Origin of the sequence: Sulfitobacter sp. OXR-159 (assembly GCF_034377145.1) — a bacterium.
GTDB lineage: Bacteria > Pseudomonadota > Alphaproteobacteria > Rhodobacterales > Rhodobacteraceae > Sulfitobacter.
In genome coordinates this window covers 73,146-94,523 of record NZ_CP139709.1, presented here as the reverse complement: position 1 = coordinate 94,523, position 21,378 = coordinate 73,146, and the positions used below count along the sequence as shown (strand labels likewise).

Here is a 21,378-nt window from a genome sequence, read left to right as displayed (position 1 = left end):
TTTTCCCGACAGGATATTTTCAATGGCCCATATTGTTCACCCGATCCTCTTGGCTGGTGGTTCCGGCAAACGGCTTTGGCCGCTATCGCGCAAGAGCGATCCCAAGCAATTTGCGAAACGGATTGGCGAAGAAAGCCTGTTTCAAGCTTCGGCCCAGCGGTTGTCCGGTAAGGGTTTCGCTGCTCCGGTGATCCTGACGGGGTCTAATTTTCCGTTTTCTCGTGACCGAGCAATTGGCGGCGGTCGAGATCGCGCCTGCAAGCATTCTTATTGAGCCGGAAGGGCGCAACACCGCCCCGGCGATCCTTGCGGCAGCTTTGAGTCTTGCCGCCCGCGCGCCTGAAGCGCTGATTCTCGTGGCACCGTCCGATCACGTGATCCCTGATCCGATTCCGCCACGGCGATTGACTGCGAGAACACCCTGCTGCGTGCTGAAGAGCCGCAGCAACAGCTGGTCGGTATCGGTCTGAGTGACATCATTGCGGTCGCCATGCCTGATGCGGTTCTGGTGGCCCATAAAGACCGTGCGCAAGACGTGAAAAAAGCCGTTGCCGCGCTCAAAGCCAAGGGTGCTGCGCAAGCCGAAACCCTGCCGCGCGATTACCGACCCTGGGGTTGGTTCGAAAGCCTCGTAGTCGGCTCGCGCTTTCAGGTTAAACGAATCGTGGTCCACCCGGGTGCGGCGCTCAGCCTGCAAAGCCATCACCACCGATCCGAATGCTGGATCGTAGTGGAGGGAACAGCTCGGGTAACCGTTGGTGACGAAGTAGAACTCGTGACCGAGAACCAATCGGTCTATATCTCCCTCGGCGCCCCGCACCGGATGAAGAACCCTGGTAAGGTGCCGATGGTGCTGATTGAAGTGCAGACCGGCAGCCATCTGGGCGAGGATGATATTATTCGCTACGAAGATGTCTATGCACGGAGGCAGGGGGCGAAGGGATAGACATCCTATTGCCGTCTCCACGTCATGGGTTGGGTCGGGTAGACGCAGCAGCTGGTGGACCTTCCGGATGGCGTAGATGCGACGGCGTACAGTTGAGGGGGCAAGGTCCGACCCTTGTTCGATCAGAAACGCGCAGACCGTATCAACGCTGCCAGGAAAGGCAGCCCGATGGTATTGCGAACACCATAGGATATATGTCTCGATATCTGAATAGTAGGCGCGCATGGTACAAGGCGCATACGCCCCTTCGAGGCGCTTGAGCTCTGCGCACCAATCGGGGATAATATCTGTATGAATAATTTTGGACATGATTGTCCATATAGTGGACATTTTGTGCGCAGTCAATGATAACTGGTTTGCAAATTCGCGCGGCTAGAAGCGCACTGCGGTGGTCGGTGGAAGATCTCGCGAACTCAGCAGGTATTGCTGGAAAGACAGTTCGGCGAATTGAGGCGATCGATGCTGTTCCTGAAAGCACCCTAAAGACGGTTTCCAAGGTCAAATCTTCCCTTGAAGCCGCTGGCATCGAATTTATCGGCACGCCTGAGGATGGCCCGGGCATCCGCATACGCACCCCGAAACGATAGGCGATCGCCATGTTTCCTTCTCACGCAATGGCCTCCAATTGGAAGCGCCGGCGGACGATTTCGATCTGGCTAACAATCGGCTTGGCACTGAGCATTGCCACGCTGACGCTGGTCCCCCTACACGTACCCACAGATGTTCCTGGAACCGACAAGGCGCATCATATCTTGGCTTTCGCGGCATTGGTTCTGCCGAGTACGGCTTGCTACCCCAAAGCCCTTTTTCGAGTGGTTCTTGCGGCCATACTCTATGGGGCGCTGATTGAGATTATACAGCCCTATGTCGGGCGGCACGGTGAGTTCGCTGATTTTCTCTCAGACGTTCTTGGGGTGGGTGTTGGTGCGGCCATGGGCTTTGTTTTGCGCAAGATCTTCATGCGCCGAGACGCCAACACCTAGGATTTCCGCCCTGATTGTCCTCGGGTATGGAAGCCGATGGTTCGCTAGACTTTACAACATCGAGTAGCGGGTTTGAGATTTTCTTGAACATGTAGTAGTGTCGCGTATCAGTGACCAGTCGGAGATGCGACATGTCTAATGATATTTCGGCGCTGCCTGCGCCCCTCGACGCACAGCAAGAACTGCTCGACCAGATCCCGCGCCTTCCAATTCTTCCTGGCGAGAATGCAGCTGCTTTTGAGGATCTGCGGCAGGCGCTCCTGTCTGAACTCAATCCGTCCTCTCCTTATCAAATGTCTCTTGCCGAAAATCTGATCGCCTTGGAATGGGAGATCCACCGGCACCGTTCCCTAAGCGAAGGATTGTTGCGCAAACATTTTCGGGAGGCCGCGCAGGAAGTATGGGAGAAAGATTTGCTAGGAGCGTTTTCCCAGTTCGGAGAGGCTTCGAGCGAAGCAAAGGATTTTGCTGAAGGGCTTTTGGACCCGCTCTCTGAGCAATCGGCGACGTCTCTGGCTTGGTTAGAGGAACGGAATATCGGTGTCAGCGAGATTGCCGCAGCCGCTTATGAAAACGCAGGCAGGGCGCTCGTCCCACATGAGACAAAGCTGGCCGATCTCGAAATTCGCCGCCGCCGGCTGCGCGAAGACTACGATAGACTGAAAGTCGCCAACACCAGGCCGATCGAAGACGCACAATTCGTGGCTGGCCATGGCGACTGATCGTCAGATCAGAGCGAACCGGGCTAACGCCCGGCGAAGCTCTGGCCCGAAGTCGGCAGTGGGGAAGCGTAAGGTCTCGCAGAATGCACGGCGTCATGGGTTAACCACACCTCCCCCGTGGGACCAGGTGACCCGCTGGTACCGTATTATCGTGGGCGATGTTACAGCCCAGCCGAACTTTTCTGGCGGGGAGCCGTTCGAACAGGCAGCCATCCGGTTGGCTGAAGCAGAATCCCGCCTTGAGCGCATCACCAAAGCCGAACGCGATTATTTTCTGGAGATGCATGATCGGGCGGAGCAGGGGGCCGGCGGGATGTCTCGGCTGGAGCGACTCGTGACGCGGTTTGAAGGGAAGGAGCTCGACTACGAAGATGAGGATGTACTGCTCATGTTCGCGGAGAATCCTAAAGGGAATGCATTCCATTCAGGTGCGGCCCGGGTACTAGCCCGCTCAAGCCCCACGAGACCTGCCGCAATGCGGAAGACCCTGAAAACCTTACAGCGGTACCGGCGGGATGCCGAGAGCGCCCGACGAACGGCATTAAAGGCGTGGATCAGGGCGCAAACATGATTTCCAGAAACAAAGCCAAATTCAACCAGAGATTGCTGTAGGGCCGAATTCGACTTTAAGTCACTGATATAACTTTATAAAATTAAAATTTCCAAATTGTATTGAGGACGAACCCCCGATAACGTGCAACATCAGGAGCGTGCGGGTCGATCCGCCCAACGAGGCTCAGAGATGGGTAAAAAACGCGCCTCCTGCAACCCGCCCGGGCATTCGCGCGACTAGGGAGGTGATCCCAGGCCCATTGCATTACACACCAGTCATGTGTATTTTATGTGCGACGTAGGAGAACGATATGCAGACCACAGCCGAAAAGCAGCGCACAAACATTACCCTTACGGCAGAAAATCTCTCTGCCGCCCGGGAATTAGGCTTGAATGTCTCGGCGATCAGCGATGCTGCTGTCGGAGAAGCGGTGCGTGCGGCGCGGGCTGCGGCTTGGGCATCAGACAACGCGGCGGCGATTTCAGAGCGGCGTGCTTGGATTGAGACCAATGGGATGCCGCTGGCGGACGTACAGGTGTTGCGACTCGGCTGATGGCGCAGTTCCACGTCTACCAAGTATCTGGCGGTCGGCTTGTGCTCGACCTTCAGACGGATTTCATCGACACAGGTTCCCGCGTCGTCGCACCTTTGATCCCGATTGCAGGCGGGCCAGGGGTTATAGGACGCCTGGAGCCGGTATTCGAAATTAACGGCGATGCCTATGCCCTGCACACTGCAGAGATGGCGGCGATCCCCTCTGCGTTGCTCAAAGGTCCTCCCATCGCGGACCTTTCCGCATCAGACTATGAAATCCGCGGAGCCCTCGACATGGTCTTTTCGGGGTTCTGAGCGGGCCAATTTGACCAGCCTTCTCCTCCGCGCGCTATCTGATCCGGTTAGGCTAAGAACCCAGCAATCCGCCGCGCGATCTCGCCCCGCTCATAATCCAGCGTCGCTACATGGTAAGACCGCTCTAGCCAAGACAGCCGTATCTCACTTGACCCCACCGAAGTCGCGATACGCAGCGCGTTTTGTGGGTCGACAACATTGTCGCTTCGCGACTGCATAATCTGGATCGGCTGCCGTATCAGCGGCAGCAAGGCGCCGGTCGCATTCGTCAGCAGGAACCGCTCCTTTAGCGTATCGCGTGGGATCCGATCATAGCAGATTTCGGTCATCCCGGGTTCGGCGATGTCGGAGCCGATGCCGGCGATGAACGCTGGCCCGTTTGTTTCGTAAAGCGGCGCCACAACCTCGGGGCGGTAGAGACCGGTTGAGCCATTGATGCTGACCACGCCCTGTGTATTATCGGGCATTCTGGCGGCGAGGTTGAGCGATAGTGTCGCGCCCAAGGATAGCCCGCCGACGATCACTCGCGAGCAGCGTGTGGAGAGGGTGGCGAGAGCGTCCTCTGCAGAGGCGACCCAATCCGCTTGGCCGGTTTTTGCCAAGGCGGCAGGGGTTTCGCCATGTCCCGCAAGACGCGGGCAATATACCGTCGCGCCGCTGGTCTCATGTACTTTTTCCGCGACTTCTCGCACGCTCTGCGGCGTGCTGGTGAAGCCGTGGAAAAAGAGAAATCCGGTATCGCTGCCTTCGAGAAGAAAAGGCTGCGCCTCGGGCAGGTCGAAGGGGGCGATCGGGGTCTGTTTCATAGGCGCATAAGATCGCGCTATCCCCGCGTTACGCAAATACACTTGTGGTATCGTCCGATAACCGAACGCGATCAACCAAGCGGTGGGAAGTGGTTGCGGAACTGACGCAACAGCCCGGTATCTGCCTTGATGCTCCATGCCATCGAGATCGTCGCCTCTGCATCTAGCCCTGCTATCGGCACCAGTTCTAACGCTGCGGGCAGGCTCTCGGCCATGGTCATGGGGAAAAGCGTCACCCCGCGGCGTTCGGCCACGCGTTGCAAAATCACCTGCACGTCCCAAGCCTCATCCACCACCACGGGGGAAAGGCCCGCGCGATCGCAAGCGCTGTCTAGCAGCGCGCGCCATGAGCGCCAGTTTTCTCGCAGCCCCATGACGAAGGGCATCTCTGACAACTCAGTGACGTGCGAAGGGGCTTCGCCGGCGGGGGCGACCACACCGATGCGCGAACTCCAGACGGGCATTTGGTCGATCCCCGGTGCGCCAACGGTGGGATGAGAGAGCAAAAATCCAAGGTCGATCGCACCGGACTTCAAGTTTTTCAGCATGTTATCCGTGGACATGACATGCATCTCGACCTGCACGCCGGGGACGCTGCGGTGGAAGGCATCCAGCGCTTCCGAGATTTGCCGTGAGGTGGCGAGGGCGGAATAGCCCACGATGATATGCCCACGGGCCCCGGCAGCATTCTGGCGTGAAGCGCGGATTGTCCGCTCGAACTGCGCGACCGTCTGGCGCGCATCGTCGAGGAAAACGACGCCTTCCGGTGTGGGGATCACGCGCGGCCCGCTGCGATCGAATATCCGAAACCCCAAATCCACCTCAGTGTCTTTCACGGCTTTCGAAATGGCCGGCTGCGCGATATTGAGCATCTCGGCTGCGGCGCGGAAGCCTTGGGCATCGGCCACGGCCAAAGCGTATCGCAGATGTCGGAGGTCGAGCCTTGTGGGTTTCCTGCCGTCATTCATTGATGCTTCCGTGTTGATCGCGTTTCGTTATCACTCGATCAACCATCGCTATTTGTCAACTGACCCTTCAGCGGTGAGGTTGAATCGGAATTACGGGCCCGGTTCCCGTCTTGGTATGGGGAGGAGGCCCGATGCTGACGCTGTTCAACAGATTATGCTCTTGGCTGATGTTTATCGGCGGCTTCGGTGTCATCGCGATGATGCTGAACATCGTGGCCGATGTCGTCGCTAAACTGGTGTGGAACGCGCCGATCCAAGGCACTGTCGAGATGTCGTCCTACTACTATATGGTCGCGCTGGTCATGCTTCCGATGGCCTTTGTCGAGATGCAGGACCAGCAAATCTCCGTCGATCTGTTGTTCAATCACTTCCCCGCATGGCTTCAGAAACTCGCGTTGCTCTTTAGCTGCCTGGCCGCCGCCGCGATCTTGGCCGTAATGACATGGCGCACCGGGCTGGACGCCATGCGCGCCCTGCGTGTGGGCGAAGTCGTGATGGGCGGACGTGAAGTCATTGTTTGGCCTTCGCGTATGGTTTTGCCGCTCGGCTTCGGCCTTGCCAGTCTCGCCGCGTTGCTGCGGGGTCTGCTGGTGCTGCGCGGGCAGCCTGTCACCCAGTCCGACCTCGATGGGGGCATGTCATGAGCAATCTTGTTATCGGCTGGATCGGTGTGGGCGCGCTGTTCGGCCTGCTGGCCTTTCGGATGTCCATCGGGACCGCCCTTATGGCGGTATCTTTCGTGGGCATTACCGTGATGTTCAACCTACAAGCCGCGTTCGGCATCGTCAGCGCCATGCCCTTCAACTTGATCGGAGACTGGTCACTGACGGCAATCCCGATGTTTCTCTTCATGGGGTTCATCGCCGCCAATACCGGGCTGACGGCGGGCGCGTTCGATTTGCTGCGCGTGATGCTGGCGCGGGTGCCGGGTGGACTGGCTTCGGCCAGTGTTGGCGCTTGCGGGCTCTTCGCGGCCGCTTCTGGCTCTTCCATCGCGACGACCGCTGCAATGTCGAAAATTGCCGTGCCTGAAATGCTAAGGGCGAAATACCACCCCTCGCTGGCCACCGGCGTGGTCGCGGCTTCGGGCACGCTTGGCTCTCTCATTCCGCCGTCGATCCTCATGGTGCTCTACGGCATTTTCACCGAGCAATCGATCGGCCAGCTCTTCATCGCGGGCGTCATTCCCGGTGTACTCTCAGCTTTCGTATATATGGCGATGATCACCGTTCGCGCCACGGTCACGCCCCAGCTGGCCCCGCCCGTGGTCGAACGGATCGACCGGGCGCAAGTGCTGGGCCTGCTATGGTCCGTTTGGCCATTTCCTGTGCTGGTGCTCGGCGTCTTGGGTGGCATCTTCGGCGGTTTCTTCACCCCGACTGAGGCCGGCGCCGTGGGCGCGTTCCTTGCCGCGACGGTTGCTTTGCTGCGCCGCTCGCTGACCCGCAAAGCGCTGGCCGAGGCGATCCGCCAGACGACGCTGGCGACCTCTTCGATCTTCTTTCTCTCCATCGGCGCGGTGATGTTCACCCGTTTCATGGGGCTGTCGGGCGTACCGCGCGCCCTGACGGATATGATGCTGTCGGTTTCGGACAATCAGATCGTGATCATCCTGATGATTGCCGCGCTCTTCGTCATCTTGGGCATGGTCATCGACTCCATCGGTCTCATTCTGCTGACGCTACCGATCCTGCTACCGGTGCTTGAGGCCGCAGACATCAACCTCATTTGGTTCGGCATCATCTGCATCAAGCTTTTGGAGATCGGGCTGGTGACACCGCCGGTCGGCCTGAACCTCTATGTCCTGCACAGCGCGCTCTCTGGCGAGGTAAAGCTGCGCGACATCATCTCGGGCACGACATGGTTCATCGCCATGGACATCGTGACGCTTTTTATCCTGATTGCCTTTCCCGCGATCAGCCTGTTCCTGCCCTCACTCATGGCGCAGTAACGCTTTTTTAACCGGAGGAGACGACAACATGAAACTCAACACATCCATACTGGCCCTCGCGGTCTGCGGCCTCGGCACTGCGGCCGCAGCCCAGAACGCGAACCACTTCTTTGCGGAACGCCATTCGATGGTGCGCGGTCCTTACGTGGAATTTGCCGAACGTGTGGCCGCAGAAACCAATGGGGAGGTGAATCTCACCGTCTTCGCTGGCGGCTCCTTGCTGCCGCCGGCCGCTTCACTGCAAGGCGTGCGCGATGGTGTGGCACAGGTGACATATCACGCCGGCACCTATACGCCGTCCGAACTGCCTGTCGCGAACCTGATCGGCAACTTCGCCTTCTACAACACCGACCCGATGGTCATGGCTTTCGCCTCGACCGAGTTTGGCCTCACCAACGAAGCCGCCTTGGCCGAGTGGAAAGAGAATGGCGTGGTCTTCGGTGGAGGATACTCGACCTCTGAATATTACATGATGTGCAACACGCCCGTCGCCACCTATGAGGATATCCAAGGTAAACGCCTGCGCATGGCCGGGGGCGCCTGGTCGCGTTTTGCCGAACATGTGGGCGCCGTGCCCGTGTCGATCCCCTCAAGCGAGATGTACACCGGCCTCGATACAGGCTCGCTCGATTGCGCCGTGGCGGCCGCTGACGCGCTCGATTCCTTTTCGCTTTCCGATGTGGTGACCCATCTGAACATGCTGGCTGTGGGGAACTATTATGCGGGCTTTGAATGGGGCTATAACCCGACGTTCTGGCAGGGTCTGTCGCAAGAATCGCGCGACGTTTTGTTTGACCAAATGGCCTATTATTTGGCGCAGCACCGGGTTGAGTTCGACAAGGACGTCGACAAAGCGGTATCTGCTGCGAAAGAAGGCGGTATGGAAATTTTCGAGCCCGACCAAGCCCTTAAAGACGCGCTGGCGGAATTCGTCAAAGCGGACGAAGCCGTGCTGATCGAAAACGCCAAAAGCCGCGGGATCGAGAACCCGGAGGCTCTGCTGGAAGACTATAAGCGCATTGTGGACCGCTGGGCCGAACTGCTGGCCGATGTGGATCACACCGATACCGACGCGCTCGCGGCTCTGGCAAAAAGCGAGATCTATGACAAGCTGGACCGTGCAAACTACGGCATGAACTAAGCTTTAGAGCGCAGAAGGGTAGGGGGCGCTGCAATGGTGCCCCTTATCCCGCCCGCATCGGCAACCAACGCCCGCGCGGCGCTTCGGCAACCAGCGCACGATCCCTGACCAATAGCTCACCCCGAGAGAGCACATGGCGCGGCATGCCTTTGACGGTAGTGCCTTCGAAGGGATTGTACCCGGTGTTGTCATGCAGATCATCGGCGCCGTAGGTGTAAGAAGCTTCAGGATCCCAAATCGCTAGATCAGCATCGAAGCCTTCGGCAATCGCGCCTTTGCCATCCAGACCAAAGGCTCGCGCAGGCGCGGTGGCGGTCACTTTGGCGCCGAGGTCGACCGGCTGATCGCGCGACAGGAAAAACGATTGAAGGAATTGAACTGATGGATCTCGAACTCAACGGCAAACGCGCGCTTGTGCTGGGGGCCAACCGGGGCCTCAGCATGGCGATTGCCAAGTCTCTGGCCGCCGAGGGCGCGACCGTCTTTGCCGCCGCGCGCAGCCGCGACAAGATCGCCGACTGGGCGCAAGGCATGGAGAACGTCCACCCCTTTGAATGCGACCTGTCGGACCTTGCCCAGGTCGACGCACTGGCCGATCAGCTGCTGTCGGACGGTGGCGCGGACATTACGGTCAACAACGGCGGCGGCCCGCCCCCGGGCACTGCTCAGGCGGCCGAGCGCGGCCAGTGGCTTGCGCATTTCGAGGCGATGGCGGCCAACCTGTTTCACCTCAACACACGGCTCCTGCCCGAGATGAAGGCACGCGGCTGGGGCCGGATCATCTCGATCACCTTCTCGGGGGTGGAGCAGCCGATCCCGAACCTTGCGCTCAGCAACGGCATCCGCTCGGCGGTGGTGGGCTGGTCGAAGATGCTGGCCAACGAGGTCGCGGGCAACGGGATCACCGTCAACGTGGTCATGCCCGGGCGCATCCACACGCAGCGGGTGGACGAGCTCGACGCCGCCGCGGCAAAGCGCACCGACAGCGACGTAGCCGAGGTGGCCGCCAGGTCCCGCGCCACGATCCCGGTGGGCCGCTACGGCAAACCAGAAGAATTTGCCGATGTAGTCACCTTCCTCGCCTCGGGGCGGGCAGGCTACGTCACCGGGTCGCGCATCCGCATTGACGGCGGCGCGATTAAAGGAGTTTGATCAGGATCGAGCAACGAGAGCAAAGCGCCAAGAAGTGCTTAGGTCGCATTGGTTGCTATATAAAGGGTGCCCACCCGAGGCCTGTTCGCATCAAAAGGGGCCTGTCTAGCGCGCGCAGCGGTACGCCATCGCGCTAGACAGGCCGCCGTCAAGATCTCACTACTTGCGCGCGTAAACGTCCTCGTAGCGAATGATGTCATCCTGACCCAGGTAGGACCGGGCCTGTACTTCGATCCGTCATGTTGACCGAAGCGGACCATCGAAGAAACGCACCTGCAAACCAACCGCGGCGCGCGATTGAGGAGCGCAGGCTTACTTCAACGTGGCAAGATAGCTGCCATAGTCATTCTTAGTGAACATCTCGGCGCGCTCTGCGAGGGCCTCTTGGCTGATCCACCCATTTTTAAAGGCGATCTCTTCCAGACAACCGGTTTGCAAACCCTGTCGTTCGGTCAACGTACGGACGAAATTTCCCGCGTCCAACAGGCTGCCATGGGTGCCGGTATCCAGCCAAACATAGCCGCGCCCCATGCGTTCGACCTGCAGTTTGCCCGCCTGTAGATACATCTCAAGCAGCGAAGTGATCTCCAATTCGCCGCGCGCTGATGGCTGAACCTCTGCTGCATGTTTCGGGGCATCGCCGTCAAGGAAATAGAGACCCGTCACAGCGTACTTCGAGGGCGGCACATCGGGTTTTTCGATGATCTCTCGGGCTATGCCATTAGCGTCAAAGCCGACGACCCCGTAACGTTTTGGGTCAGAGACGTGATAGCCAAACACCGTGCTCCCTTCGATGCGCGCATCTGCGGCGGTCAGCATGTCAGGCAGCCCGTGGCCGAAAAAGATGTTGTCGCCGAGCACCATTGCAGAAGGCGCACCGGCCAGAAAGTCTTCAGCCAGCAGATAGGCTTGCGCTAAACCGTCGGGGCTCTCCTGCACGATGTAGGTCAGTTTGATCCCCCACTGGCTGCCATCGCCGAGCGTTCGGATGAACTGCTCTTGATCCTGCGGCGTAGTGATCATGGCGATGTCACGGATGCCCCCGAGCATGAGGACCGACAGCGGGTAGTAAATCATCGGCTTGTCGTAGATCGGCAGGAGTTGCTTCGAAATTCCCATAGTGATCGGGTAGAGCCTTGTACCAGACCCTCCAGCGAGAATGATGCCTTTGCGTTTACTCATGATCGGCCTCCAAGGTCTGTAAGTATATCTGTAAGCGGCTCACGCCAGTCGGAGCGTGGGATGCCGAAAACCGGCTGTGTGGCGCAACAATCCAGACGAGACTTTAGCGACCTTTGGGCGGGATCGAATGATCGGAAGAGACGATGCCCGTTTCCATGCAATCCAACCCCGTCTCCCCGAAAATTTCTCGAGCGAAATCGGCCCAGCTGACATCCGGTGCGCCGGAGAAATGATCGGTGCTGCTTTTTGGCCGGATAGTCTATCGACCGTCGCGCAATGGTATCACAGGCCGCCGCAATCTCGGCAGCGCCGGTGAGGCGGCCAATCTGGTCGGCGACAATGTTGAGGGCGTCTCGCTCTGCCCCGAGACGCGGGGCCTGAGAATGCCACCCACGTACTGCTCCCATGGCGGCAGAGAGCGAATGATTGTCCTGCGCGAAATCTAAAGCGATTCCATGTTCCGCCAGTATCTTGCGGTTCCAGCTGTCTGAAAAGAACCCTCGTGCAACCCCGAATTTTGCGGGCTTTGAAAAGGGAGCTTCTGGCACGCCGGTTTGGATAACTTCCACAATAGCGTTCCCCTTGACGACTTCTCGTTGTCTCCTAGCAAGCACCATAGTTCTTGTCAGATGACACAACCATAATCGTCGCCAAGTAGCATCTGTTAACGCAAAAGTTCCCAGTTAGCCCCGCAGCGCAGGCAAACCCACGCCCGTGGCGTCGAACCCGCCGTCGGATGCAACGACCTGCCCAGTTACATAGCTCGCGCGTTCGCTTGCAAGGAAACATATGACGTCCGCGATTTCGCGCGGATCCCGACTTCGCCAAGTTCTGCCGCTTGCTGTTTGGTCAGATGTATCACCGCGGCCTTGGACGTGCCATAGGCGATCCGTAGGGTCGAGGCGCGCAGGCCAGAGATCGAGGCAATGTTGATGATGGCACCACCGCGCGTAGAAAGTAGTGGAAGGCAGGTTTGGGACATTAAAAATACGCGCCAAGGTTGGTATCCATGACACGACGCCAGTGGGAAAAGTCCGTCTCGGCCAGAGGCCCGAAGTCGGCGACGCCCGCGTTGTTAACCAGAATGTCGAGGCGGCCGAAGGTCTGTTTAATCTCTGCGATGGCCTGCGCGACTTGCTGTGGGATTGAAACATCGCAGGTGATAGGGAGGGAGGCCGCGGCCTCTGCCAGTTCTTCCGCATCGCGGTCGAGCATGACGACGCGGCGGCCTTCGGCGTGGAAAAACGCGGCAGTGGCAAGGCCGATGCCGCGGGCGGCACCGGTAATCAGGGCAACGGTATCGTTCATTTCAGCACCTCAGGCAGGAAGAGAGAGAGGGCAGGGATCGCTGCCACGATGGCAAGGCCGATGACGCTGATCGCGAGGAACGGTAAAGCGGCGCGGGCGATATGCTCCAAGGGTTGACGTGTGATGTTCGCGGCGACGTAGAGGTTGATCCCGACGGGCGGAGTGATAAGGCCGATGGCGAGGTTCACCATCACCAGCACGCCGAACCAGACCGGATCCCAGCCAAGTTCGCGCACCACGGGCAGGAAGATCGGCAGGGAGATGAACATCACGGTGACCGGGTCCATGAACATGCCCGCGATTAAGAGGATCAGCATGATGACCATCAAGATCACCCCGCCATTGTCCGACAGGCTGAGCAATTGGCCTGAGTATTGGCCAACGAGGTCTTCGACCGTCACGACCCATCCGAACAGGCTGGCATAGGCGACGACCAACATGACGACGGCGGAGGAGGAAGCAGCCTCGGTCAGGGCGTCGTAAAGGGCGCGGATGGAGAGCGTTCGATAGGCAAAAGCGCCCACGGCGATGGCATAGACGGTGGCGACGAGGGCGGCTTCGGTCGGGGTGAAGATGCCGGAGTAGATACCGCCAAGGATGACAACCGGGGTCATCAGGCCCCAGAATGACTCGCGGAAGCTTTGCCCAAGATCGCGCCAATAGCCTTTACTGGGCGGCGCGGGGGAGAGTTTGTCCAACTCCGCTCGGTTGGTCGATTTGATGAAGGGTAGAATGATCAGCATTAGCACGCCCATGAAGAGGCCCGGAATGATCGCGGCGATAAACAGTGCGGAAATGGAGGTCTCGGCGATAACGCCATAGATCACAAGGCCGATGGAGGGCGGGATGACGATGGAGAAGGCTGCGCCCGTGCAGACCAAAGCGGCGGCGGCAGCGCGGGGATAGCCGTCTTCTTGCATGCCCTTGATGATCATCGGGCCGATGGCCGCGACGGAGGCCGGGCCCGAGCCCGACACTGCCCCCCAGAAGAGGCAGACCACGGTGCCGACGACACCCATGCCGCCGGGCAGGTTGCCGATGAGGATGCGAAAGAAACGGATCATCCGCTCTGCGATGCCGAGGGTGCCCATCAAAGTCCCGGCGAGGATGAAGAAGGGAATGGCGAGCAGGGCGTATTTCGCGATGCCGGTGGCGATCAGATCGCCCGCAAGGTCAAAGCCAAAGCCGATCTGCCACATGGCATACATGGCCGAAAGGCCGAGCGCGAAGGCCACGGGCACGCGCAGGGCCATCAGCAGGAAGAAGGCGATGATCATCTGGGTGCCGGCACCCATGCCAAAGATATCTAACATTGGACTATGCTCGCGGTTCTTGTCGCGTCGCGCGCCATATTTCTGCGGCATGTTGCAGGTAACGGATGATGATCAAGGCAAAGCCTAAGGGCAGGCCGATCTGATACCACCACGCGGGCACGCCGAGCGCATAGCTGCGGATGCCGCTGCCGATCTGGTTCATTAAGGTGGCCCAAGAGAACCATGCCGAAGCCGCCAGCAGCAGAACCGAAAGGATCACCGACAGCAGGAACACGGCCCGGGCCGCGGGGCGGGGTAGGAAATCCTGAACGATCGTGACCGCCAAATGCTGCCCCCGCCGCGCAGCAATCGCGGCGCCAAAGACGGTGAGCAGCAGAAAGCCGTTGGTCAGCAGCTCTTCCGAGGCGGCGAAGGAATAATGCGTGGCGTAGCGGACCACCACATTAATGAAACCGATCAGCGTCATGCCAAGAAACAGCACGGCGCAGACGATCTTTTCAAATTCGTTCAGCAGAAATCGCATGGCTCTGACCCTCCCGGATCGGCGCGGCTCCGGAGCAGGGCCGCGCCGAGGCTTTAGTTCGCGGGTGTCGCGGCGATGGCGTCTTGGAAGCTACCGACAATGTCGGTGCCCACCTTGGCGGCCCAAGTGTCGAAGGCGGGTTTGGTTGCTTCGCGGAAGGCGGCCAGTTCCTCTTCGGAGGGCTCGTAGACCTCCATCCCCTTGTCACGCAGGAAGGCAACGCCTTTGGCGGTGCCTTCGCGGGTGATCTCGCGCTGGTATTCCATGGCTTCGGTCGCTGCTGCGCGCATCTGCTCTTGGGTCGCCTCGTCCAGATCGCCCCAGACTTGGGTCGAAACGCCGAGGAAGATCGGGTCATAGGAGTAGTGCCAAGCGGTCAGGTGTTTTTGCACCTCAAAGACCTGCTGTGGAATGATCACGGCCCCAATCGGGTTTTCCTGACCATCGACCACGCCCTGTTGAAGCGCGGTCATCGTCTCGCCCCATTGCATCTGCTGCGGGTTGGCGCCGAGCGCGTTCATTACGTCGATATACATCGGCCCGGCGACGCGCATGTTCAGCCCCTTCATATCTTCGGGGGTCTTGATCGGGCGGACGTTGTTGGTGACCTCGCGAAAACCGTTCTCACCCCAAGCCAGCACTTCGATGCCCTTTTCGCGCAGGATGTCTTCGAGCAGTTTCGCCGGTTCGCCTTGGGTGGTCGCGTCTACCTGATCGTAGTTGGCATAGAGATAGGGGAGCGAGAACACGGCCATCTCGGGCACCAAGGGGGTCACGTTGATCGCCGAGGTGACGACGAGGTCAAGCGCCCCGCGGCCCACCATCTCGGCCTGTTTCATCTGGTCGCCGCCAGAGAGCTGCGCATTGGGGAAGACGCGCACGTCATAGGCGCCATCGGTTTTCTCGGACAGAAGTTCGCCGAATTTTTCGGCCCCCTTGTGCCAAGTTGTGGTGTCGCCGGTGTTATGCGACAGGCGCAGGGTGTCGGCGCTGACCGCGCCGGAGAAGACGGCGGTTGCAAATATTGCGGCGAAACCCGCCTTTGAAATCATTTTCATAATAGTTCCTCCCTCATTGAGCCATAATGTGGAACAGAGTTCGGCGGTTCGGGCAAGATATTTCTTGCATTCAATGCAGGAATGCGCAGTTCTTTCCGTCGAAGCCCCGGAATTCCGATGCAAGAGGTCCATATTATGAACGTCGGAGATCAGGCGACCCCCGCCAGCGGCAGTCAAGCGGTGGATCGTGCCCTTGCGCTTTTGCAGATCACCGGGCGCGCAGCGGGGCGGGGCGCGTCTTTGTCGGAGTTGATCGAGGCCTCGGGTCTGGGCAAGCCCACAGTGCGGCGACTGATGCTTGCGCTGATCCGGCGCGGTCTGGTGGAGCAGGATAGCGCCTCGCGGCTCTATTTTCTGGGGGAGGAAAGCTATGTCCTTGGCACGCTCGCGACCCCGCGCCATGGGCTGTTGGAGATTGCGGCGGATGCGGCCGTGCGGCTTGCGCAGGTGAGCGGTGATACGGCCTTCGTCAACATGCGGCGCGGCTCGGCCGCGGTTTGTTTGCACCGCGAAGACGGCGCTTTTCCGATCCGAACCCATGCGCTTGAGACCGGCGCGCAGCACCCTTTGGGCATCGGCGCGGGCTCCCTCGCGATGCTGAGCGCGCTGCCGGATGCGGAAGTCGAGATGGTGCTCAAAGACAATGCCGAACGGATGGCCAGCGATTACCCGGATTATGACGCCGACCTTCTGCGCAGTGACGTCGCGCGAACACGGGAGCGGGGTTTTGCGCTGAACCCCGGGCGGATCGTGCCGGGCAGTTGGGGCATTGGTGTGGCCCTTTGCCGCCCCGACGGATCCGTGGCGGGGGCCATGTCGATCGCCGCGATTGAAAGCCGAATGCTGCCGCCGCGCGATGGCGAACTGGCGGAATTGTTAAAGCGCGAAGCGCGGGCAATTGAAATCCGGTTGGCGCGCAGGATGCCGCAGCCGGTACTGGAGGAGGATGAATGATGACGGACCCCTATATCGTGGGCTGGGCCCATAGCGCCTTTGGCAAAAGCGAAGCGCCCGATACCGAAGCGCTGATGGCCGAGGTGACCGGACCGGCCTTGACCCATGCGGGCGTCGATGCCGAAGACGTGGATGGCATCTTTGTCGGTGTCTTCAATAACGGCTTCTCGGATCAGGATTTTCAGGGCGCGCTCGTCGGCATGGGGAATGAGGCTTTGGCCCGCGTCCCCGCCACCCGCTATGAAAACGCTTGCGCCACCGGATCCGCCGCCTTGCACGGGGCGATGGATTTCATCGCCAGTGGTCGGGGCAAGATCGCTTTGGTTGTCGGGGCCGAGAAGATGACCGCCACGCCGGGCGCAGAGGTGGGGGACATCCTGCTCGGCGCCTCTTACCGGGCAGAGGAAGCGGGCGTTGGCGGTGGTTTTGCCGGGCTTTTTGGGCAGATCGCGGGCAGCTATTTCCAGCGCTACGGCGATCAGTCCGAAGCGCTCGCGATGATCGCCGCGAAGAACCATCACAACGGAATGCAAAACCCGCTTGCCCATATGCAGCGGGATTTCGATCTGGCCTTTTGCAATACGGTGTCCGAGAAGAACCCCCTCGTGGCCGGCCCCCTGCGGCGCATGGATTGCTCGCTGGTCTCAGACGGGGCGGCGGCGATGGTCGTGGCGGCACCCGAGGTGGCGGCCCAGTTGCAGCGCGCCATCCGTTTCCGCGCCCGCAGCCATACCAACGAACCGCTGGCGCTGTCGCGGCGGGACATCACCCGTTTTGACGGCGCGCGCCGGGCGTGGGCGCAGGCCTTCGCGGCAAGTGGCCTGACGCTGGACGATCTGAGCCTCGTGGAGACCCACGACTGTTTTACCGTGGCGGAGCTGCTGGAATACGAGGCGATGGGTTTGACCGAGCCGGGTCAAGGCAGCCGCGCCATTCGCGAGGGCTGGACCGCCAGGGAGGGGCGCCTGCCGGTGAACCCCTCGGGCGGGTTGAAGTCGAAGGGCCATCCGATTGGGGCCACGGGCGTGTCGATGCACGTCATGGCGGCGATGCAGTTGATGGGCGAGGCGGGCGGCATGCAGATCCCCGATGCCGAGCTTGCCGGGGTCTTTAACATGGGCGGGGCGGCGGTTGCCTCCTATGCCTCGATCCTCGAGCGGGTGGCGTGATGCAGCCTGTTTCTACCCGCGTCATGAACCTCTCGCAGTTTTTGACAGACTCCGCGCGGCGTCAGCCTGAGGAGATCGGGCTGGTCTGGGGCGAAGATACTTGGGCTTGGTCCGAGTTGGAGGCCCGCGCCACCGCCTTCGCCGCCGCCCTGCATGGCCGTTACGGCATGCGCAAGGGTGACCGCTTGTTGGTGCAATCCGCCAACTGCAACCAGATGTTCGAGGCGGCTTTTGCCTGCTGGAAACTTGGTTGCGTTTGGGTGCCCGCCAACTTCCGCCAAACGCCGGAAGAGGTCGCCTGGCTCGCCATGTCTTCGGGGGCCAAAGGGCTGTTGGCGGGGGCCGAGTTCGCCGGGCATATCGCGGCCTGCAAGGATGTCGAATTCACCGTCACGATCGGCGGTGAGGGGGAGGGCGATTACGACGCGCTCGTGACGGAGTTCGCGGAGGTGCCGGTTGCCGTGGCCGCGGTGGATCGCGACGATCCCGCGTGGTTCTTCTTTACCTCCGGCACGACCGGCAAGCCCAAGGCGGCGGTGTTGACCCATGGCCAGCTGGCATTTGTGATCACGAACCATCTGTGCGACCTGATGCCGGGGACGGGGCCGGATGATGCGTCCATCGTGGTCGCGCCGCTGTCGCATGGGGCGGGTATTCATCAATTGACGCAGGTGGCCCATGGGGTGAAAACCATTCTCCCCGGTGGGGCTAGGTTCGACCCCACCGAAGTTTGGCGTTTGGTGGCCAAATGGCGCGTGACGAATGCCTTTACCGTGCCGACGATTGTGAAGATGCTGGTCGAACATCCTTCGGTTCACGAACACGACCACTCCAGCCTGCGCTACATGATCTATGCCGGTGCGCCGATGTACCGCGCCGACCAAATCCGTGCGATCGAGGTTCTGGGCCCTGTTCTGGTGCAGTATTTCGGTTTGGGCGAGGTGACGGGAAATATCACCGTGCTGCCGCCCGCGCACCACTCTGCCGACGATGCCGTGATGCGGATCGGAACCTGTGGCTTTGCCCGCACGGGGATGCAGGTTCAGGTGCAGGATGCCATGGGGCAAGAGATCGCAACGGGCGAGACCGGTGAGGTTGCCGTTATTGGCCCGGCGGTTTTTGCGGGTTACCACAACAACCCCGAAGCCAATGCCAAAGCCTTCCGCGACGGCTGGTTCCTGACCGGTGATCTCGGGCATATGGACGCCGAAGGCTTTCTTTATCTCACCGATCGCGCGTCGGACATGTATATTTCAGGCGGGTCCAACATCTACCCGCGCGAGATCGAGGAGAAAATCCTGCAGCACCCGGCCATCAGCGAATGCGCCGTACTGGGAATGCCGGACCCGACATGGGGCGAGGTCGGGATCGCGGTTTGCGTCGCCGAGGGTGCCGCGCCTGAGGCCGATGCGTTGCTGGCGTGGCTGGGGGATAAGGTGCCGCGCTACAAAATGCCGAAAACTGTGGTCTTCTGGGATGAGATGCCGAAATCGGGCTATGGCAAGATCACCAAGAAGTTAATCCGCGCCGAACTGGCCGAACGTGGCGCGCTTGCGGATGTCTGAGACACCAATGGTGCAACACCCCGGTCCGACAGAGGCGGCGCGTGTCAGTGCGCTGCCCTGCCGGGCGGTGCATCGCCGGGTGACATTGCCTGCGGGGGCGACGCTTTTTGAGGCGATGACGGAAGCGGCGGATGGCGCGGGCGCGTGGTTCGACCTGACTGATCTGCCTGTCGAAAAGCTCACCTTCGTGCGCCCCGCAACCTCGCCGGATGATCGCCATGTGGCGTGGTACAGCGCGGAGACGGAGTTGCGAGATGCCGTAATCGAACGGGCCGGTGCGCATCTAGGGCGGCGGAATGGCGCGGCATTCGCGCATATTCACGGGATGTGGCGGGCGGAAGACGGAGCCTGTCATGCGGGGCATCTCTTGGCGGAGAAGGCGGTCCTATCTGAGGATCATACCGTGGATGTTTGGCTGCTCGAAGGCGCCATGCTCGAAACCGCGCCGAATGCCGAGACAGAGTTCACCCTGTTTCGTCCCGTCGCTACAGGACAGGTGGACAACCCGAACGCTGTGCTTGGAGTGATCCGGCCCAACGAAGTGATCGAAGACGGCATAGAGAAATGCGCGGCGGTTTTTGGCTCGTCTGCCAGCGCGGTGAAAGGCCTGGGGAGTTTCGTCGGCACGCAATTGCAGGGGCAGCCAGCATTGATGGATATTGCGACCGAAGTACTTTTGTTTGGGGAAAATGGACGCTGCGCGATTTCCGTAGGGCTTCAGGGGTCGCCGGTGAGGGGGGAACTCACAGCGCGTGCTAACCGGGTCTGCGTGACCTTCGAGGTGCTTTTGCTGTCGCAGGCGGAGTGAGCAGATTCGCCGAAATGAAAATGCAGGCCGTGTGGTCGTCGCGGCAAGCAGGCAAAAGTCAACTGCGCGAAGCGGTCATTCCGTCGCGAGAAAGCCGATGATGTCGCCTAGAAACTGAACTCATTTCTCAAGCTGTTCGACCTCAACAAACTCATTGGGCTTATACGCTTGCTCAATCGACCCCGGCTCCACGATCACTGCACGGATCCCGCCAATCTGTTAGAACACCTTGCCTTCGAAATTATATGAGACCTTGCTGCACCATGCTGAAAGAAGAGCGGCGAGCGGGGGTGTTTGGTGTGTTGGGTGCATTGTGTCACGTAAAGCACCGGTTGGCGATTTAGTACCATAATTCATATTATTGGAGTTAAAGATGTAGCAAGGTGGATTCACAAACGAAGTGCAAAATATGTACGAATACAGAGAGTTGCATGGAGTATGAAGAATGGGAACCCACTACTGTCACCTGAAGCTGGACGAACGTCGCAAGCTTGCAAAGTGGCTTGAAGCCAAAATGCCGATTTCAGAGATCGCGGATCGACTGGGTCGCGACCCGTCCACGATCTACCGAGACATTAAGCGTAATCGGTACACGGACAACGAACTGCTTGAGCTAAATGGGTATCACGCGCTCGTCGCTCAGGACAAATATGAGCAGCGCCGTGCGATCCATCGCAAGATGATCATCCACCCTGATTTGAAAGCCGCTATCGAAAACCGCCTGAAGGCTGGCTGGTCGCCCGAACAGATAGCCGGCAGGATGCGGCTCGAACGGCACCCGATCCGCGTGAGTCACGAGACGATCTATCGCTTTGCCTATTCCAAAGACGGTCGCGAGGAACAGTTCTACCGCCATCTCCCTGAGCATCGTCGCCACCGTCGGCCGCGTGGTTACCGCAGGCACAACAGAACCCACATATTTGACAGTCAAAGCCTGTCACACAGGCCTGAGCGTGTCTCAAAACGCTTAGAATTCGGCCATTGGGAGTGCGACTTGATGATGTTCCGCAAGGAGCATGGGAAGGTAAACGTGACGTCACTGGTGGAGCGCGTCAGCCGCTATGCCGTCGTGATGCGTAATGAAGATCGCCAATCCAAACCGATCATGGAGTCTCTGATCAACGGGTTGGCTCCCCTGCCCGCCGATGCGCGCCAGTCGATTACCTTCGACCGCGGCACCGAGTTCTCGGCCTGGAAATATCTCAAGGCCGGGATCGGAGCGGATGCCTGGTTCTGTGACCCGCAAGCGCCCTATCAGAAAGGCACTGTTGAGAATACGAACAACAGGCTGCGTCGATACCTTCCAAGATCAACCGCACCGACGGCGCTGACAAATCGATATTTGAGGTCGATTTGCCACCGCCTCAACGCAACGCCGCGCAAGTGCCTTGGCTACCGGACGCCCGCTGAGGTCTTTGAAAGCAACCTGATGGAAATACAGAACCGGTTGGAGTAAAACGACATAT

Annotated in this window: 23 protein-coding genes and 2 pseudogenes; 16 read left to right on the top strand and 9 right to left on the bottom strand. The window is 59.8% G+C overall.

The features are described from left to right. Window positions 1-22: 22 nt before the first annotated feature. The 7 genes and pseudogenes from T8A63_RS19495 to T8A63_RS19465 all read left to right on the top strand — a co-directional run bounded on the left by T8A63_RS19495 (window position 23) and on the right by T8A63_RS19465 (window position 4,053). Window positions 23-946: pseudogene (locus T8A63_RS19495) on the top strand (sugar phosphate nucleotidyltransferase). Between the two features lie 395 nt (window positions 947-1,341). Continuing rightward, entirely contained in the window at window positions 1,342-1,533 is a 192-nt protein-coding gene (locus T8A63_RS19490) for a hypothetical protein (RefSeq protein ID WP_322346381.1), read from the top strand. 9 nt (window positions 1,534-1,542) lie between these two features. After that, entirely contained in the window at window positions 1,543-1,929 is a 387-nt protein-coding gene (locus tag T8A63_RS19485) for a VanZ family protein (RefSeq protein ID WP_322346379.1), read from the top strand. Window positions 1,930-2,060: 131 nt separating this feature from the next. Continuing rightward, on the top strand, window positions 2,061-2,651 hold the full coding sequence (locus T8A63_RS19480) for a hypothetical protein (RefSeq protein ID WP_322346377.1): 591 nt from the start codon (window positions 2,061-2,063) through the stop codon (window positions 2,649-2,651). A gap of 127 nt (window positions 2,652-2,778) precedes the next feature. Then, window positions 2,779-3,222 carry a hypothetical protein gene (locus T8A63_RS19475; RefSeq protein WP_322346375.1) on the top strand — a complete coding sequence of 148 codons (444 nt, stop codon included), beginning with the start codon at window positions 2,779-2,781 and terminating at the stop codon, window positions 3,220-3,222. Window positions 3,223-3,514: 292 nt separating this feature from the next. After that, the gene (locus T8A63_RS19470) at window positions 3,515-3,757 is read left to right on the top strand and encodes a type II toxin-antitoxin system CcdA family antitoxin (RefSeq protein WP_322346373.1); all 243 of its coding nucleotides are present in this window, start codon (window positions 3,515-3,517) and stop codon (window positions 3,755-3,757) included. Beyond that, the gene (locus T8A63_RS19465; RefSeq protein ID WP_322346371.1) at window positions 3,757-4,053 is read left to right on the top strand and encodes a CcdB family protein; all 297 of its coding nucleotides are present in this window, start codon (window positions 3,757-3,759) and stop codon (window positions 4,051-4,053) included. The genes T8A63_RS19470 and T8A63_RS19465 overlap by 1 nt, the downstream gene beginning before the upstream one ends. Window positions 4,054-4,100: 47 nt before the next feature. Here T8A63_RS19465 and T8A63_RS19460 read toward each other — a convergent pair whose 3' ends face one another. Beyond that, a complete protein-coding gene (locus T8A63_RS19460; protein ID WP_322346369.1) occupies window positions 4,101-4,859 on the bottom strand; it encodes an alpha/beta hydrolase in 759 nt (252 codons plus the stop codon). A gap of 71 nt (window positions 4,860-4,930) precedes the next feature. After that, window positions 4,931-5,827 (bottom strand): LysR family transcriptional regulator, encoded by an 897-nt coding sequence (locus T8A63_RS19455; protein WP_322346367.1) that lies wholly within the window; start codon window positions 5,825-5,827, stop codon window positions 4,931-4,933. Between the two features lie 131 nt (window positions 5,828-5,958). Between T8A63_RS19455 and T8A63_RS19450 the strand changes: the two genes are divergently transcribed. From T8A63_RS19450 to T8A63_RS19440, 3 genes are read left to right on the top strand one after another with little or no spacing between them, the layout of a single operon-like run. Next, complete coding sequence (locus T8A63_RS19450) at window positions 5,959-6,471, top strand: TRAP transporter small permease subunit (protein WP_209219519.1); 513 nt, start codon at window positions 5,959-5,961, stop codon at window positions 6,469-6,471. Next, window positions 6,468-7,778, top strand: a complete 1,311-nt coding sequence (locus T8A63_RS19445; RefSeq protein ID WP_322346364.1) for a TRAP transporter large permease — start codon at window positions 6,468-6,470, stop codon at window positions 7,776-7,778. Before T8A63_RS19450 ends, T8A63_RS19445 begins: the two co-directional genes overlap by 4 nt. Before the next feature lie 28 nt (window positions 7,779-7,806). Beyond that, on the top strand, window positions 7,807-8,919 hold the full coding sequence (locus T8A63_RS19440) for a C4-dicarboxylate TRAP transporter substrate-binding protein (RefSeq protein ID WP_322346362.1): 1,113 nt from the start codon (window positions 7,807-7,809) through the stop codon (window positions 8,917-8,919). 43 nt (window positions 8,920-8,962) lie between these two features. On the opposite strand, the gene T8A63_RS19435 is transcribed toward T8A63_RS19440, so the two are convergent. Continuing rightward, window positions 8,963-9,238, bottom strand: a complete 276-nt coding sequence (locus T8A63_RS19435) for an amidohydrolase family protein (RefSeq protein WP_322346360.1) — start codon at window positions 9,236-9,238, stop codon at window positions 8,963-8,965. 62 nt (window positions 9,239-9,300) lie between these two features. Here T8A63_RS19435 and T8A63_RS19430 point away from each other — a divergent pair, with 62 nt between their 5' ends. After that, window positions 9,301-10,071 (top strand): SDR family oxidoreductase, encoded by a 771-nt coding sequence (locus T8A63_RS19430; protein WP_322346358.1) that lies wholly within the window; start codon window positions 9,301-9,303, stop codon window positions 10,069-10,071. Window positions 10,072-10,383: 312 nt separating this feature from the next. On the opposite strand, the gene rfbA is transcribed toward T8A63_RS19430, so the two are convergent. The 6 genes and pseudogenes from rfbA to T8A63_RS19400 all read right to left on the bottom strand — a co-directional run bounded on the left by rfbA (window position 10,384) and on the right by T8A63_RS19400 (window position 15,416). Next, a complete protein-coding gene (gene rfbA, locus T8A63_RS19425; protein ID WP_322346356.1) occupies window positions 10,384-11,253 on the bottom strand; it encodes a glucose-1-phosphate thymidylyltransferase RfbA in 870 nt (289 codons plus the stop codon). Continuing rightward, window positions 11,250-11,870 carry a dTDP-4-dehydrorhamnose 3,5-epimerase family protein gene (locus T8A63_RS19420; protein ID WP_322346355.1) on the bottom strand — a complete coding sequence of 207 codons (621 nt, stop codon included), beginning with the start codon at window positions 11,868-11,870 and terminating at the stop codon, window positions 11,250-11,252. Before T8A63_RS19420 ends, rfbA begins: the two co-directional genes overlap by 4 nt. Before the next feature lie 66 nt (window positions 11,871-11,936). Further along, window positions 11,937-12,561: pseudogene (locus T8A63_RS19415) on the bottom strand (SDR family NAD(P)-dependent oxidoreductase). Next, a complete protein-coding gene (locus T8A63_RS19410; protein ID WP_067261229.1) occupies window positions 12,558-13,874 on the bottom strand; it encodes a TRAP transporter large permease in 1,317 nt (438 codons plus the stop codon). The pseudogene T8A63_RS19415 and the gene T8A63_RS19410 overlap by 4 nt, the downstream one beginning before the upstream one ends. A 4-nt stretch (window positions 13,875-13,878) precedes the next feature. Then, entirely contained in the window at window positions 13,879-14,358 is a 480-nt protein-coding gene (locus T8A63_RS19405; protein WP_322346353.1) for a TRAP transporter small permease, read from the bottom strand. Between the two features lie 53 nt (window positions 14,359-14,411). Then, complete coding sequence (locus tag T8A63_RS19400; RefSeq protein ID WP_322346350.1) at window positions 14,412-15,416, bottom strand: DctP family TRAP transporter solute-binding subunit; 1,005 nt, start codon at window positions 15,414-15,416, stop codon at window positions 14,412-14,414. A gap of 117 nt (window positions 15,417-15,533) precedes the next feature. On the opposite strand from T8A63_RS19400, the gene T8A63_RS19395 reads away from it, so the two are divergent. The 5 genes from T8A63_RS19395 (at window position 15,534) to T8A63_RS19370 (ending at window position 21,368) form a co-directional block, all read left to right on the top strand. Beyond that, the gene (locus T8A63_RS19395) at window positions 15,534-16,370 is read left to right on the top strand and encodes an IclR family transcriptional regulator (RefSeq protein ID WP_322346348.1); all 837 of its coding nucleotides are present in this window, start codon (window positions 15,534-15,536) and stop codon (window positions 16,368-16,370) included. Further along, window positions 16,370-17,539, top strand: a complete 1,170-nt coding sequence (locus T8A63_RS19390) for an acetyl-CoA acetyltransferase (protein WP_322346387.1) — start codon at window positions 16,370-16,372, stop codon at window positions 17,537-17,539. The genes T8A63_RS19395 and T8A63_RS19390 overlap by 1 nt, the downstream gene beginning before the upstream one ends. Continuing rightward, complete coding sequence (locus tag T8A63_RS19385; protein WP_322346346.1) at window positions 17,539-19,104, top strand: acyl-CoA synthetase; 1,566 nt, start codon at window positions 17,539-17,541, stop codon at window positions 19,102-19,104. Before T8A63_RS19390 ends, T8A63_RS19385 begins: the two co-directional genes overlap by 1 nt. After that, window positions 19,097-19,912 carry a hypothetical protein gene (locus tag T8A63_RS19380; RefSeq protein WP_322346345.1) on the top strand — a complete coding sequence of 272 codons (816 nt, stop codon included), beginning with the start codon at window positions 19,097-19,099 and terminating at the stop codon, window positions 19,910-19,912. Before T8A63_RS19385 ends, T8A63_RS19380 begins: the two co-directional genes overlap by 8 nt. A 445-nt stretch (window positions 19,913-20,357) precedes the next feature. After that, the gene (locus T8A63_RS19370; protein WP_280322806.1) at window positions 20,358-21,368 is read left to right on the top strand and encodes an IS30 family transposase; all 1,011 of its coding nucleotides are present in this window, start codon (window positions 20,358-20,360) and stop codon (window positions 21,366-21,368) included. The last annotated feature ends 10 nt before the right edge of the window (window positions 21,369-21,378 follow it).

Coding starts and splice junctions, on each gene's coding strand:
- T8A63_RS19485 (WP_322346379.1), top strand. CDS start 1,543: ATGTTTCCTTCTCACGCAATGGCCTCCAATTGGAAGCGCCGGCGGACG.
- T8A63_RS19480 (WP_322346377.1), top strand. CDS start 2,061: ATGTCTAATGATATTTCGGCGCTGCCTGCGCCCCTCGACGCACAGCAA.
- T8A63_RS19470 (WP_322346373.1), top strand. CDS start 3,515: ATGCAGACCACAGCCGAAAAGCAGCGCACAAACATTACCCTTACGGCA.
- T8A63_RS19465 (WP_322346371.1), top strand. CDS start 3,757: ATGGCGCAGTTCCACGTCTACCAAGTATCTGGCGGTCGGCTTGTGCTC.
- T8A63_RS19460 (WP_322346369.1), bottom strand. CDS start 4,859: ATGAAACAGACCCCGATCGCCCCCTTCGACCTGCCCGAGGCGCAGCCT.
- T8A63_RS19455 (WP_322346367.1), bottom strand. CDS start 5,827: ATGAATGACGGCAGGAAACCCACAAGGCTCGACCTCCGACATCTGCGA.
- T8A63_RS19450 (WP_209219519.1), top strand. CDS start 5,959: ATGCTGACGCTGTTCAACAGATTATGCTCTTGGCTGATGTTTATCGGC.
- T8A63_RS19445 (WP_322346364.1), top strand. CDS start 6,468: ATGAGCAATCTTGTTATCGGCTGGATCGGTGTGGGCGCGCTGTTCGGC.
- T8A63_RS19440 (WP_322346362.1), top strand. CDS start 7,807: ATGAAACTCAACACATCCATACTGGCCCTCGCGGTCTGCGGCCTCGGC.
- T8A63_RS19430 (WP_322346358.1), top strand. CDS start 9,301: ATGGATCTCGAACTCAACGGCAAACGCGCGCTTGTGCTGGGGGCCAAC.
- rfbA (WP_322346356.1), bottom strand. CDS start 11,253: ATGAGTAAACGCAAAGGCATCATTCTCGCTGGAGGGTCTGGTACAAGG.
- T8A63_RS19420 (WP_322346355.1), bottom strand. CDS start 11,870: ATGGTGCTTGCTAGGAGACAACGAGAAGTCGTCAAGGGGAACGCTATT.
- T8A63_RS19410 (WP_067261229.1), bottom strand. CDS start 13,874: ATGTTAGATATCTTTGGCATGGGTGCCGGCACCCAGATGATCATCGCC.
- T8A63_RS19405 (WP_322346353.1), bottom strand. CDS start 14,358: ATGCGATTTCTGCTGAACGAATTTGAAAAGATCGTCTGCGCCGTGCTG.
- T8A63_RS19400 (WP_322346350.1), bottom strand. CDS start 15,416: ATGAAAATGATTTCAAAGGCGGGTTTCGCCGCAATATTTGCAACCGCC.
- T8A63_RS19395 (WP_322346348.1), top strand. CDS start 15,534: ATGCAAGAGGTCCATATTATGAACGTCGGAGATCAGGCGACCCCCGCC.
- T8A63_RS19390 (WP_322346387.1), top strand. CDS start 16,370: ATGACGGACCCCTATATCGTGGGCTGGGCCCATAGCGCCTTTGGCAAA.
- T8A63_RS19385 (WP_322346346.1), top strand. CDS start 17,539: ATGCAGCCTGTTTCTACCCGCGTCATGAACCTCTCGCAGTTTTTGACA.
- T8A63_RS19380 (WP_322346345.1), top strand. CDS start 19,097: ATGTCTGAGACACCAATGGTGCAACACCCCGGTCCGACAGAGGCGGCG.
- T8A63_RS19370 (WP_280322806.1), top strand. CDS start 20,358: ATGGGAACCCACTACTGTCACCTGAAGCTGGACGAACGTCGCAAGCTT.